The sequence below is a fragment of the Agromyces atrinae genome (assembly GCF_013407835.1).
Lineage (GTDB): Bacteria > Actinomycetota > Actinomycetes > Actinomycetales > Microbacteriaceae > Agromyces > Agromyces atrinae.
The window spans coordinates 525,383-538,787 of record NZ_JACCBI010000001.1 but is presented as its reverse complement, the minus strand read 5'-3'; the positions used below and the strand labels follow the sequence as shown (position 1 = coordinate 538,787).

Below are 13,405 nucleotides of genomic sequence, written 5' to 3'. Positions count from 1 at the left end.
CCGTCTATCCATGACAACCATCGTCTATACCCGCCAGAGCCTCGACAAGACCGGCCTCGCGGCTGGAGTCGAACGGCAGCTCGCGGAGTCTCTGGAGCTGGCGGAACGGCGCGGTATCGAGATCGAGCGCGTCCTGAGCGACAACGACCTCTCCGCAACGACCGGCAAGACTCGCCCCGCCTTCGAAGAACTGCTCAAGTTCGTGGAGTCGGGCACCGTCGACCGGGTCGTGGTCTGGCACGTCGACCGGCTGTACCGCACACTGAAGGACCTCACGCGGATCACCGAGATCGCGAAGGTTCATGGGCTGGACATCCTCACCGTGCAGGCCGGGGACATCGACCTCTCGACACCCTCAGGGCGCATGGTGGCATCCATGCTTGGTTCGGTCGCAACGTACGAGGGCGAGCACCGTACCGCCCGTCAGCGAGCCGCGTTCAAGCAAAGGGCAGAAGCGGGCGAATGGCACTTCGCCCACCGCCCCTTCGGCTACAAGCGAGTCGACGGCGCGGTCGTCATCGTGGAGCACGAAGCGGCAATCCTCCGCGAACTCTTCCAGCGGTACTACGAGGGCGAGAGCCGTCATTCCCTCGTCCGCGACCTCAACAAGCGCGGCATTCTGACGGCCATGGGCAAGTCCTGGAGCATCACTCAGCTCCGCGCCGTTTTAGGAAACGAGCGGTACGCGGGCTACGCCTCTTACAAGGGCGAGCGCACTGGCATGGGTAACTGGGTGCCCATCATCGACCCCGAGACCTACGACCGCTACGTCAGCGCCGCCGCAAGCCGGAAGGCCGTAACGACGACATTCAGCCGGGAGGCGACGTCGCTTCTCTCGGGACTCATCACGTGCGCCGAGTGCGAGAGCACTTGCTACAGGCGGCAACGGAAGGGCACGGATCAGCATGGAGACAAGGTGTATGAATACGCGTGCGCGGTGAACCGGTGCGTCTCGATGAACGCGAACGCCGCCGACAAGGCGGTCACCGATGAGGTCGTCAGCGCGCTCCTCTTCATGCCCTCCAGCGCCATCCCCGGAGAGTCCACGGCTAGCCCACTGGAGGCCCTCACCGCCTCCCTCGCATCCGTGCTGGAGCGTCGTGGGGAACTCGTCAGTCTCGTGACGTCGGGCGTTCTCAAGGCGTCTGACGTCGCCGCTGAGCTGGCCGAGCTGAACGCCGAAGAGGAACGTCTCACAACGGTGAAGAACGCCCACATGCGCGAGAACGTGGCCTCGGACGTCCTCCAAGGCATCCGGGGGGATTTGCTCTCTGGAGGCCGTGTGGACCTCTCAGACGCCGTCGAAGCGAAGAAGAGAATTCGTGCTCGGTTCCTCGACATGACGCTCCCCAGACGGCGAGAGCTTGTGCGACTGACGGTCGAACTCCGCCTCGGGAAGGTGACCGCCGAGAAGCGGCTCGATATCCGGCACATCGCCGCCGTGGGCCTGGTGGAGGAATGACTTATCCAGTAAGCTAAAGGAGTTCTTCTGGCGAAGACATAGCCCCCGGGTTCGTAGGGTCCCCGGGGGCTTCTTCATGCCCAAAACAGAAATTACTCCCCCAAACAGGGGTGGATCAGATAACAGGTCAGGGCCGATATCGACCCCTCATATGGCGTGAAAGTGGATCAAATAACGCAGCGAGGGGGTGGCTCATTTAAGTATCTGGAGAATCCAGATAAGAGAAGTAGAGAGAACATCAATCTCCGCCACTAGTTCAATTGCACCACTTGAAAGTGGTCATTGGAAATGCGATGATGATCTCACCACGAGCACAAGTCTCCGGGTCGAAAGTGCAAGAACTTCGACGCCAGGAGAATCACATGCTCTTCCCAACACCCACCGCTGGACACGACTTCTACGCCGACGTCCGCAGTTGGCTCACCGTCACCGGGGGCGAACTCCTCCGCTCCCTGGATAAGCCCGGAGAGGCCCTCCCGGACGTCGACTGGCTGGCCGCAGAACTCTACCAATCCGCGCTCGATGCTGGCTCTCGATTCATCCTCGACGGCCCGGGCCGTAACGGTATCCAGTCACACGCGCTCATCGCCCTCGTGGACGATCAAGCGGAGTTCGTGCACTCGACCCACCGTCGCACCCGTGGACGCCGCTGGACGTCCGCACAGGCCCGCCTCGGGGGTCAGAAGTCGAAGCGCCCGCCGAAGTACACCGACGCCCAACTACTCGCCGTCGCGGACTTGAGTATCCGGAAGCAAGCCCACGCACTTGGGTGCTCGACCGCCACCATCAAACGCATCCGTCGCCGTCTCCGTACGCGCTTCGACGTCCCGCTCGCAGAGGTCGCCTTCGAAGCCCTCCTCGACTCCATCCCGGTCCCTGATGTCGTGGAGCCTGAAGCCCCCACAGAGCCGGTAGACGCCCTGACAGCCGAGCTGGACGCACTGGACCTCACGCGTAAGCCGAAGCGCGCCCACACTCCAGAACAGGCCGAAGAGGACGCCGAGCAGCAAGCGCGCATCGAGACCTACTCGCGAATCTCGGGGCGAGACATGGGCGCTGAGTTTCTCGAAATCATCCACACCGAACCCGACCTCCCGAGCGATGACTACGCACTGACGTTCGCTCAGCTCGCGCCCCGAGTTCGCGAAGAGGCGTTCGACCTACTGGAGGGGGTCACGCTGTGAGCGGCCTCCCACCGGCGCTAGGACGCGATCAAATCCGGCTTCTGGACTTCGCATATCGACGTGCAGTGAAGGACGGACAGGACGACCTGGCGGAGCAGATCTTCCTCATTCTGTCGTGGTGGCGATCGGTCGAAACGATCGATCAGGACGCCAAATGAACTCCGACAGCTCGCGGCCGATACTAACCATCGAAGACCCCGAAGGAGCCATCATGCCAACCGCAGACCCCACCCTTACGAACCTCGCACGAGCACTTCTCCTCACATGGATGAACGCGAATCGAGCTGGCGACGAGAAGCTCGCTCAGGCGGCTCTGGACGCGTGGGGAGCGCTGAGCAAGTGACCGTCGACCTCCGGTGCCCCGGCGAGCACAAGCGCCTCCTCGCCCGCCTGAGCGGACCGAGCGACTCCGTTTCTCGAATCGAGTTCGCATGCGCCGACTGCACCCGACAAGCGAAGGCCCGCGACGTACACGCTCTCCGTGTCACACACACGTTCTCGGCGGGCACAGGCGCACTCACGGCGTCCGAACTCGTCATGGCGCGCCCCCTCGAAACCCGAGTCGCTAGCGGAAACCATGGCCTGGGCGCTTACCGCTATCGCGGCTGTCGATGCGACGTGTGCAAGTCAGCGAAGTCCAAGCTCAATGCAATCGAGCACCGACGTCGCACCCCGAACCCACGACAGCCCGAAGAGCACGGCCTCTCCGCCTATAAGAACAGGGCGTGTCGATGCGATGTGTGCAAGAAGGCGAACACGGAAGCTACTGCTCGCTATCGAGCGAACCGTGTTTCTCGAAATGAGGCCAGCTCGTGAGTAGACACCACGGCAACGGCTGGACCACCTTCACGCGTAAGGCACGGCCCATCATCGCCGCCACCCTGCCCGCACCATGCGTCAACCGATGCAAGCGAGGGGGCATCGTGACCCGTGAGGACGCGTGGGATGTCGCACACCTACCAGGCAGAGACGCCTACCTAGCTCAAGGGCATAGACCGACGATGCAGGACGTAGGTCCAGCTCATCGAGCATGCAATCGAAGTGACGGTGGAGCCGTGGGAGCAGCACTCACCAACCAGATCAAGCGCAACGCAAGAAAGTTGATCCCATGGTGACCACGGACGCAACAATCTTGCGCGAACAGGCTTCTTTTGACAACGAAGCCACAACCCCCGATACCGGCAGCTCAAGTTTTCTCACAGACGAGTGGGATTCTCTCCGTTCGTCTGTGATTCCTCCGCGTCACGTGTCGGTTCTGTCGGATTCTCCGGAGGGTCGTGAGGAGTTCCTAGCCGGGGCTGAGCTGCTTCGCTTCTACGGTGACCGGGCCTACACGAACCCGACGACACGCCAGCCCATGCAGCCACTCCCCCAGCAATGCCTTGCAGCGGACGCCGTGAACGGAGCCGCCGAAGCTGGGATGTCGAGCTTCGCACTTCTGATGCCCCGCCGAGCGTCTAAGACCTCCGGACTGTTCGCTCTCGCCCTGGGTCGATGCCAGACCCGCGAGAACTATCTGGTGGCGTACACGATGACCACCACGGCGCTGAAGGCTCGAACCCGCTTCAAGACCGACATCGTCAGACCGCTGGAGGAGCTGTACCCCGACGCGAAGACGCGACCCTTCCAAATCGTCAAGGCGGGCGGGTCAGAGTGTGTCGTCTTCCAGAACGGCTCCCGCTTCGCCATCCTCCCGCCCAAGGGCGAGAGCTTCCGCTCGGACTCGTGGGATCTCATCATCATTGACGAGGCAGGCGAGGCCGACCCCGAGACCACCGAGGACATCCTCGCCGGTGCGCTCTCCACGATGGATACCCGCCCCGATGCGATGCTCATTGTCACCGGCACCGCCGCCAAGTTCAGGGACGGCAACCTCCTCTGGCAGACGTTGGAAGACGGACGACACGCTCGACTCAACACCGGAATCCTGGAGTTCTCCGCGCCCGACTCCACGACCGAAGATGAGCTGGATGACTGGGAGACCGCGAAGGCTCTCGTGCTCGCGGCACACCCTGGCGTAGGCGTTCTCACAAACATATCCAAGGTGGAGGAGCGCTGGCACAAGCTCAGCCGCGCGCAGTTCGCGGAGGAGTATCTGTCCATCTTCGGCACCGATGGCGCGGTCGGTGGCTTCCTGGACATGGACGCGTGGCGGAAGCTCGCCGTCGAGAAGATGCCGACCCTCCCGGCGAAGTTTGGACTCGCCATCGCGACGCACCCGGACATGACCTTCTCCTCCATCGTCGCCGCCTGGCGAGACCGCAAGGGCCGTGCGTGCGTTGGCGTCCTGGAGCACGGACACGGCATCGACTGGCTCGGAGAGAAGAGCCTTGCCATTTCGAGAAAACACGCTCAGCCCGTCGTGCACGACACGCAAGGGTCGGTGTCCGTCGAGGTCGAGTGGCTCTCACGCCGACGCCCGAAGCCGCGCCTCGCTCCGCAGTCGTTCGGTGAAGTGAAGACCGCTCATGCCCTCCTCGTCAAGGAGATTGAGCGAGGGAACTTCGTGCACTTCGGACAGCCGATGCTCGACGCCGCCGCAGCCGTCGCCGTCAAGCGTCCGGTCGGTGACAAAGCCTGGCTCCTCGGTCGCAACCGGAAGACCCCCGCCGACGACATCACCCCGATGGAAGCCGCCGCGCTCGCGCTCCGCTACTACGACGCAACGTCGACCCGGCAGCGAGTGAAGGGTTCAGCGTGACTACTTGCTCAGTAAGTGATTATCGATTAAGCTGAGACCCGGAAGCGCCTGACGCTCGAACTCATTTCGAGGAACGGGCGCTTTCGTGGGAATTCTGAACTGGCTAGTCGGACGGCAACGTCGGCCCGACATGCTCTTCAGCCCCACTGGCATCGCGTCTCCGTGGGCTGAGTCGGACGGCATCCTCCACCACGTCGGCCCGGAGATCTTCGGCTCTGACATCGCGTCCAATCTGCCCATCTCCCGCGATGAGGCGATGACGATCCCCGCCGTCATCAAGGCCCGCAATCTCCTTGTTGCGACCATCGCGAAATTCCCGCTCGTCGCGCTCGACAAGTCCGGCCCCCTCGCATCGCAGCCTGCCTGGCTCTACCGGCAGGACGACGACCTCTCGACCTACGACCGCACCGCCGCGACCGTGGACGACCTCTTCTTCAACGGGCGCTCACTGTGGACGACGACGCGCGGCAGCTCCGGCATCCTCAACGCCTCGTGGATCCCCTCGGACCGGTGGCACATTGACGGTGCCGACGTCGTTATCGACGGCGTCGTCGCCGATGACCGAGACTTCATCCTCTTCCACATTCCCCTCTTTGACGGCGTCCTGAAGCACGGTCGCCGCACCATCCGGGGAGCACGGGACACGGAACTCGCATGGGTCGCCAAGATGCGGAACCCCACGCCCGTCAACGAGCTGCGCATCGTGGACGACACGAATCTCGAACAAGACGAGGTTGACGAACTCCGCAAGAAGCTCGACCAAAAGACGGCGGCTGGCGAGAGCGTCAACATGGTCACCCCCGCTGGCGTCGAGTTCAACGCTCACGGCGAGGTCGACCCGGCGCTGTACGTCGAGGGCCGTAACGCCATCCGTACCGACATCGGCAGCTTCGCGAACGTCAGCGTCGCGATGCTCGACGGCACCATCGGCGTCGACTCCCTCACCTACTCCACGAAGGAGGGCGAGAAGAACAAGTTCTACGAGTTCGACTTGCCCTTCTGGACTGACCCAATCCAAGCCGCGCTCTCCGTCGACAAAGTCGTGCCGCGTGGACAGCGCGTGCGCTTCGACATGTACGCGGCCCACAACATGCCCGTGCCTACGGGCGTGCCTACGGAGGACGACTGACTATGACGACCGTTCAGATGGACGCTGGAACTCTCGAGTTCTCCAGCGACGACATGACCGCGACGGGCCTTCTGGTGCCGTTCGGTGAAGAGGCACGAACCAACCTCGGGCGATTCACCGCCGACGAGAACTCGTTCACGTTCCCAACCGACGTGACCGGCCTCGCGCTCAACACCGACCACAAGCGCGAGCAGCCCGTGGGCGCGTTCACCAAGATCTGGAAGCAGCCCGAAGGACTCTTCGCCTCGTACAAGTTCAGCGAGTCCGACGAGGGCAAGGCAGCGTACGCAGACGCCAAGGCTGGCAAGAAGAGCAACCTCTCCGTCGAGGCCGCAGGAGTCATCATCCGCGCCGGTAAGGCAGTCGCCGGCCGAATCTTCGCATCCGCCCTCGTGGCCTCTCCCGCCTTCCCCTCGGCAACGCTTCTCGCCGCCGCAGTGGACACGGAGGAAGAGCCGCCCGCCGACGCTCCGACCGAGACCGAAGAAGTCATCGAGTCCGAGTTCACCGACGAAGACGGCGTGACCCACGTCCGCAAGACGACCCGCACCACTCGCGTGGATGGCGACAAGACGACCATCACCGAAGTCATCGAGATCACAGAACCCGAACCCCAGGAAGAAGAGGAAGACGCCATGTCGCTCCCCGGCACTCTCACAGCAAACAAGACCGACAAGGCGGCGATCACCGTTCGCGAAATCGGCGCGATGCTTTACGCGTCGAAGAACGGACAGCTCGCCCTCTCCGAAATCGAGGCCCGACTCAAGGACGCGAACGTCTCGCAGGATACGCTTTTCGCCGCCCTCTCGGACGTGAAGTTCGACGGCACCGGTGGCCTGGCGTCCAAGCTCGGGGTCGTCCCGCAGTGGCTCGGTGAGGTCTGGCAGGCGACAAAGTTTCGCCAGCAGGTTCTCCCGCTGTTCAGCCACGGCGACCTCACGGCGCTGACCTTCGCGGGCTTCAAATGGGGGACGAAGCCCACCGGGGGCGATTGGGCCGGTAACAAGGCCGACGTCCCATCGAACACGCTTGTCGTCACTCCGACGTCCGGTTCGGCAGCTCGATACGCCCTCGGCCACGACATCGCCCGCGAGTTCGTGGACTTCCCGGTCCCCGGATTCTTCGAGTCCTACGCCGCAGCCGTCTCCGAGGACTACGCCCGCTGGGCTGACAACAAGGTAGCCGCAGCCATCATCGCCGGGGCAACGACCCTCGCGGGTGACGCGCTCACGACCCTCCCCGGTGGAGCGTCGGGCAACATCGGCTCGGCAGCATCGGCCATCGTGGACGGCGCTACCGCCATCGTCACGACCGGCTCGCTCCCGTCGTTCGCCCTCGTCGCTCCCGCGCTGTGGAAGCAGCTTGCGAAGACGCCGCACAGCAACGTGCTCGGCTACCTCTCGGCGTCGCTCGGCCTCGCTGAGGGTGACCTCGACTCGTTCATCATCCGCCCCTCTTCGGCGGTCGCAGCGGGCAAGGTGCTCGTCTGAGCGAAGGAGGCCGCGACGGTCCTCGAACTCCCCGGCGCTCCCATCCGAATCGATGCCCTCGACCTCGCTCGCGGCGGCGTCGACAAGGCCGCGTTCGGCTACCTCGGCGTGAACATCAACGACGCCCTCGGCCTCCAGCTCGTCACAGCGGCTACGGCCTAAGCACTCCGGGCGGGCGTGCAACCCGCGTCCGCCCGGAACCCACACCACAGCGGAAGGAGGAGCCATGTCCTACATCGAAGGCGACACGCCCGACAGCATCGTCATCGAGCTTGCTGACCTCACCGACGAGACCGTCACGGCAGCCTCACTCCGCGTTGGCAGCTCGACGCACAACGGCACCATCGCGGGCGGCGACGTAACGTTCAGCCTCCCCGCGCTCACCAAGCTCGGCGTCATCCGCTCGACCATCCGGCTCACCCGTCCGGGCGGCTCCAGCTTCTCCGTGGCCGGTCCCTCGTTCGTCGTGGAGCCGTCTGTCCCGAGCGGCTGGCACACCCTCGCCAGCGCCCGCGATGAGTGGCGAGACGCCCCCTCCGAGCACGAGACGGGCGGAGACGTGCTCCTCTACACAGTTCTCGAAACGGCGCGGGTGCAGTGCGCCGAGTTCGGCCCCTCGCTCGCCGTCGATGAAGCCCCGACACTCCCCGGCCTCGGCACCCTTTCCGGCGCGGACACGCTCCCATCGGCGGGCACTCTCGCCGTCCCCGAGCACTTCCGACAGGCGCAGCTCATGCAAGCTCGGAACATTTGGAACGCCTCGCGAACCGACCCCGCCTCGGGCGGCATTGGTAACGACGGCTTCGTCATCCGACCCTTCCCCATGGACTGGGTCGTCAAGGGCATCCTTCGACCCAAGAGGGGCATCCCGGTGTTCGCATGACCCCTCGACAGATTCTCGAAACCGAACTCCGTAAGCGCATCCCCAAGGCGTGGAAGCTCCTCCCTTACGAGGACTCTTTCGACGTCCCGACGACGACCGTTGTCATGCTCCGGCAGCTCGGTTTCTCGAAGTGGGCGAACGCCCCTCTCGGAGCCGTCGCCACCAACTTCATTGCCACGCTCGTCACCCCGCACACCGACGCGAAGAAGGCGGAGGCGCAGCTCGACACCGACGCGCTGAAGCTCTTCCGCTGGATCGATGAGATCCCGTCCGCCCTGGCCACCGGGGCCGAGAAGGTCCAAGCAACGACCGAATCGATGGCTTATGACATCGACCTTTCCGTACTCACCCGAACAGAAAGCGAGTAACCGCAATGGCTATCGTGCCCGTCAACCCTCTGATTCTGAAGGACGTCATCCTGTCCTTCGGAGCGGACGAATACCAGGCTTCGGTCTCGTCTGTCGTCTTCACCCCGAACTCCTCGCTCCAGACCTGGCAGGGCCTCACGGCGACGTCGACCCACACGGCCTCCACGTCGGCCACCTGGAGCGCGGACATCACCCACATCCAGGACTGGGATACCCCGAACTCCCTCTCCCGTCTCCTGTACGAGAACGAGGGCGCAGAGATCCCCGTCGTCCTCAAGCCCCGTAGCGGCTCGGGTCCGTCGTTCTCCGTGACCATCATCGTCACGCCCGGTGCCATCGGTGGAGCCGTCAACTCGTGGGGTGAGTCGACTGTCTCGCTCGGCGCGAAGGGCCGTCCGGTCCTCCTCGCGGGCGCGGCCACCATTCCGGTCATCACGGGTGCCGACAAGAGCACCGGCCCCATCGCGGGCGGAACGCTCGTGGAGGTCTCCGGCTCGAAGTTCACCGGCGCAACCGCCGTTCACTTCGGCACGCTCGCGGCAACTCAGTTCACCGTCGAGAGCGATGGAACCATCTTCGCCGTGGCTCCGGCTCAGGCCGCTGGCTCCAAGCCGATCAAGGTGACCAACGCCGTGGGCCAGTCCACGACGACAGCTCCGTACTCGTACGCCTAAGAGAAGGGGTCGCCTGATGCTCTCAATTGACGCTCGCGCCAGTCGGGAAATTCAGGCGACCCTCTTCGCCATCAAGCTTGCAGCGAAGGATGTGCGGAAGCAGATCCGAGTTCACACGAAGGCGATGATCGGCCCCGAGTGGGCCAAGGCCGTGAACGAAGCGGCGAAGTCCCCCCTCGACAAGCGCATCGCCCGTACCTCTACCGTCGCCGTCGCTGACCGTGGAGTGACGCTCCGCATGGGCACCAAGGGGTTCCTGAAGAACTCCACGCGCATTGACGAGATCGTGAAAGAGAACGAGTTCGGCGCATCCCGTGAGGGCGAGTCGACGTACCGCTCTCGCCGTGGCTCCGCTCGGTTCGAGGTCACCCGACACACGCAACGCCAGCTCCCTCCGAAGTACCGGAAGGGACGCGTCGCGTATCCGTCCGCAGCTCGCTTGATTCCGCGTCTCGCCTCCCTCTGGGTCCAGACCACCGTACGCACGTTCCACGACGCCATTGAAGGGGCGAGCTGATGGCTTCCAAGGGAATCGAGATCCCCCTCGTCGTCAATGCGAACGGCGTCGTGAAGGGTGCGTCCGACGCTGAAGACGCGCTCGACAAGGTCGCGGACTCTCTCGATGATCTGGCACGCGATACCGCGAAGACTGCGAAGCGCGCCGGTAACGAGCTGGGCGACGAAATCGGCAAGGGTGCGAAGCAAGCCGACTCCTCTCTAGAGCGCGTTGAGAAGGGCTTCAAGGAGCTGTCCTCGACTGCTCGACGGGAGACGCAGGAAGCCTCCGACGCCCTCGACCGCAACACCAAGAAGGGCACGTCGGCAGCTAAGCGTGACCTCGCTGAGCTGGGCAACGAAGCGAAGCAGAACGCCTCCGAAACGTTCTCCTCCTTCGACGGCTCGGCGGCATCGTTCGCGGACGGAATCCAAGGCACGCTCGGTGGAATCGTCTCCTCGCTCGGTCCCATCGGTGCCGCAGCGGGTGCAGCCGGAGCACTCGGAATCGGCCTCATCATGAAGGCGATTGAGGACGCCGACGAACAGGCACAACTCTCCCGCGAGCAAGTCGCCATGCTCGCTGAGGCGTACATCGAGGCCGGTGGAAATGGAACCGTCGCCGTCGAGAAGATGGTCCAGCGACTCCGCGACCTCGCGACCGAGACCGACGAGAACGCCGACTCCTTCCTTCGTTTCAAGAAACTGACCGACGAATCCGGCCTCTCCCTCAAAAAGCTCTCCACCCTGACCGGGATGTCGGTCAAGGAGGTCAAGGAAGTTTGGCGAGAAGCCGACCGAGCCGCTCGCGAGTACGGCGAAACCATCAAGGAGGAGGGCTACTCCGAAGAGCTGGGTAACGCTCAGAACGCCGCACGTGCCTACCGCGATGAGGTCGGACGCACCATCGGTGAAATGGAGCGAGCAGCCCAGGTGGAGCGCGCATGGCGTGAAGCTGGCGGTCCCGAGCTGGAGGCCAAGGCAGCGCTCATCGACTCCATTGGCGACAGCTACGACGAGGCACGAGGCAGTGCGGAGGATTTCTTCGCAGAGGACGGACGCTTCGACCTCGGCCTGTGGATGACCTACGTGGCCGACCACAAAGCTCTAGTCGAGGAGTACAAGGCGAACCTGGAGCTGATGAAGCTCTCGCCCGAAGAGTGGACCAACTTCCTCGAACTTCCCGAAGCCGCTCGAATGTCGATCGCGGAGAACTGGAAGGCGGGCGACCAAGCGACAAAGGACGCCATCCGTACGACCCTCAGCGACGCCGCCGCCTCTGGTGGTCTCGATGCCGGGGTCGCCTTTGACAACGCGTTCAGCCCGAAGACCGACGTGGACGTGAAGGTTTCCGCGACGACCGAGAAGGCCGACACCGCCCTCGGCAAGGTCTCGGGTAAGAAGCGAACCGCCGTCATCGGAACCCGCGCCGACACGGCAGCAGCCGAGAACGCCCTCAACGCACTCACCCGACGCCGCTCGGTCGCTCTCGGGGTCGACGCCTACACCGACGCCGCCGAGCGAGCCATCGACCGACTTACCCGCGACCGCCGCGTCACCGTGTTTGCGGAGACCCGCGACGCCCGAACAGGACGGCAGATCTTCTGATGACCCTCCTCACCTTCTCCGGCACGCCGATGCTCGTTTCCGAAACTGAAGTCGCCCTCAACATCGCGACGAACCCGAGCTTCGAGCGCGACGATGACTTCCCGTACGAGCTGGAGCGGAACTTCATTACCTGCCCGCTCGTGGAGCTGGGATCGCCCTATTGGTCCACGGGTAACCCCACCGTCGTTGGAGTCGAAGCAATCGATGACGGCGCGGGCGAGCTGTACTTCAAGGGCACCCGCACGACGACAGCGGCCTACTCCCTCCGTGTGGGCTTCAACGCCACGCCGCTCACGCCCGGGCCATATGAGGCGCTCATCGAAGCTCGCGGTGACGACGGCTTCGTTCGTATGACCGTCCGCACCGGCACGAGCACGACGGCAGTTGAGCAGATTGACCACACTCTCACGTCGGAGTGGACGCTCCTCCGCGTCCCGTTCACCGTGTCCACGGCAGGCAATTACTCCATCGCTGGAGTGTCGACGTCGGGCCTGGTGGGCGCCAGCTTCGAACTCCGCCGTGCCGCCATCGTGCGCCCCGGAGGTCGATACATCAACGGCTCCATGACCGGCGAAGGTGACTTCTTCTACGACTGGTTCTCGGGAGTCCCGAACCGCAGCGTCTCCCGATACTCCGCGCGGTATCAGGTGCCCGACTGGGCCGGTGCTCACATCTCCACCGAGTGGTTCGTCAGCGGCACCCGCTCGGCCCGCGTCCCACCCGGCAGCTCGTGGGGCATGTACCTTCCCGAGAACCAACTGTGGACGGTCCTCGTCACGGCGCGCGACATCGGGCAGGAGTTCGGTCTCGGTGAAGTGGTCAAGACGGCGACGTCGAGCTTCGAAACCATGCGCATCACGACGACGGGAAACTACCTCGTCCTCGCGCCCGGTTGGTGGGACAACCTCCTCGTCGTCGCGGGCGAGTACGACGGCCCATACTTCGACGGCGACACACCCTCCACCTACACCGAGATCATCGGCTGGACGGGCACCCCACACCAAGCCGAGTCCCGGTGGATTCACCGCGAGTTCGAGTTCCCGAAGTACGTCGAGCCGATTCTCGTTGTCGGCTACGAGTCCACCCGTGCAGCTCGCGCCATCGTTCACGAGATCCTCGACAACACGGCCCCCTCGGTCGTGCTCCGTGCAGCCGCCTCCCGCTCCGGAAAGCTCCGCCTCATCTTTGACAACGAAGAGGACGCGTACGGTGCCGAGCGCGCACACGCCGAGTCCGGCTATTGGACGCTCACCGACCCCGACCGACCCTCGCTCAACATGACGTACGTCGTCGCAGACGGCGACATCGTGCGCACGCTCGACCCCGAAACCCGCACCATCTGGGTTCTGGAGATCCCGTTCGTGGAGGTCCAGCTATGAGCGTCGTTCAGCATGGCGCAGCCCTCGCGCTC

Annotated in this window: 12 protein-coding genes; all 12 read left to right on the top strand. The window is 64.1% G+C overall.

Going from position 1 to position 13,405, the window contains the following annotated elements:
• Positions 1-10 precede the first annotated feature (10 nt).
• The 12 genes from BJ972_RS02600 to BJ972_RS02550 all read left to right on the top strand — a co-directional run bounded on the left by BJ972_RS02600 (position 11) and on the right by BJ972_RS02550 (position 13,373).
• The gene (locus tag BJ972_RS02600; protein WP_129175148.1) at positions 11-1,462 is read left to right on the top strand and encodes a recombinase family protein; all 1,452 of its coding nucleotides are present in this window, start codon (positions 11-13) and stop codon (positions 1,460-1,462) included.
• Between the two features lie 362 nt (positions 1,463-1,824).
• On the top strand, positions 1,825-2,646 hold the full coding sequence (locus tag BJ972_RS02595; protein WP_129175146.1) for a hypothetical protein: 822 nt from the start codon (positions 1,825-1,827) through the stop codon (positions 2,644-2,646).
• A 211-nt stretch (positions 2,647-2,857) separates the two neighbouring features.
• The gene (locus BJ972_RS17085; RefSeq protein ID WP_257022683.1) at positions 2,858-2,989 is read left to right on the top strand and encodes a hypothetical protein; all 132 of its coding nucleotides are present in this window, start codon (positions 2,858-2,860) and stop codon (positions 2,987-2,989) included.
• Between the two features lie 765 nt (positions 2,990-3,754).
• The gene (locus tag BJ972_RS02590; RefSeq protein ID WP_129175144.1) at positions 3,755-5,347 is read left to right on the top strand and encodes a terminase large subunit domain-containing protein; all 1,593 of its coding nucleotides are present in this window, start codon (positions 3,755-3,757) and stop codon (positions 5,345-5,347) included.
• Positions 5,348-5,477: 130 nt separating this feature from the next.
• The gene (locus BJ972_RS02585) at positions 5,478-6,476 is read left to right on the top strand and encodes a phage portal family protein (RefSeq protein WP_129175142.1); all 999 of its coding nucleotides are present in this window, start codon (positions 5,478-5,480) and stop codon (positions 6,474-6,476) included.
• Positions 6,477-6,478: 2 nt separating this feature from the next.
• The gene (locus BJ972_RS02580; protein ID WP_129175140.1) at positions 6,479-7,966 is read left to right on the top strand and encodes a phage major capsid protein; all 1,488 of its coding nucleotides are present in this window, start codon (positions 6,479-6,481) and stop codon (positions 7,964-7,966) included.
• 226 nt (positions 7,967-8,192) lie between these two features.
• The gene (locus tag BJ972_RS02575; RefSeq protein WP_129175138.1) at positions 8,193-8,849 is read left to right on the top strand and encodes a hypothetical protein; all 657 of its coding nucleotides are present in this window, start codon (positions 8,193-8,195) and stop codon (positions 8,847-8,849) included.
• On the top strand, positions 8,846-9,217 hold the full coding sequence (locus tag BJ972_RS02570; RefSeq protein WP_129175136.1) for a hypothetical protein: 372 nt from the start codon (positions 8,846-8,848) through the stop codon (positions 9,215-9,217). The genes BJ972_RS02575 and BJ972_RS02570 overlap by 4 nt, the downstream gene beginning before the upstream one ends.
• Positions 9,218-9,222: 5 nt before the next feature.
• Entirely contained in the window at positions 9,223-9,891 is a 669-nt protein-coding gene (locus tag BJ972_RS02565; protein ID WP_129175134.1) for an IPT/TIG domain-containing protein, read from the top strand.
• A 16-nt stretch (positions 9,892-9,907) separates the two neighbouring features.
• Complete coding sequence (locus BJ972_RS02560; RefSeq protein WP_129175132.1) at positions 9,908-10,408, top strand: hypothetical protein; 501 nt, start codon at positions 9,908-9,910, stop codon at positions 10,406-10,408.
• On the top strand, positions 10,408-11,994 hold the full coding sequence (locus tag BJ972_RS02555) for a hypothetical protein (protein ID WP_129175130.1): 1,587 nt from the start codon (positions 10,408-10,410) through the stop codon (positions 11,992-11,994). The genes BJ972_RS02560 and BJ972_RS02555 overlap by 1 nt, the downstream gene beginning before the upstream one ends.
• A complete protein-coding gene (locus BJ972_RS02550; RefSeq protein ID WP_129175128.1) occupies positions 11,994-13,373 on the top strand; it encodes a hypothetical protein in 1,380 nt (459 codons plus the stop codon). Before BJ972_RS02555 ends, BJ972_RS02550 begins: the two co-directional genes overlap by 1 nt.
• The last annotated feature ends 32 nt before the right edge of the window (positions 13,374-13,405 follow it).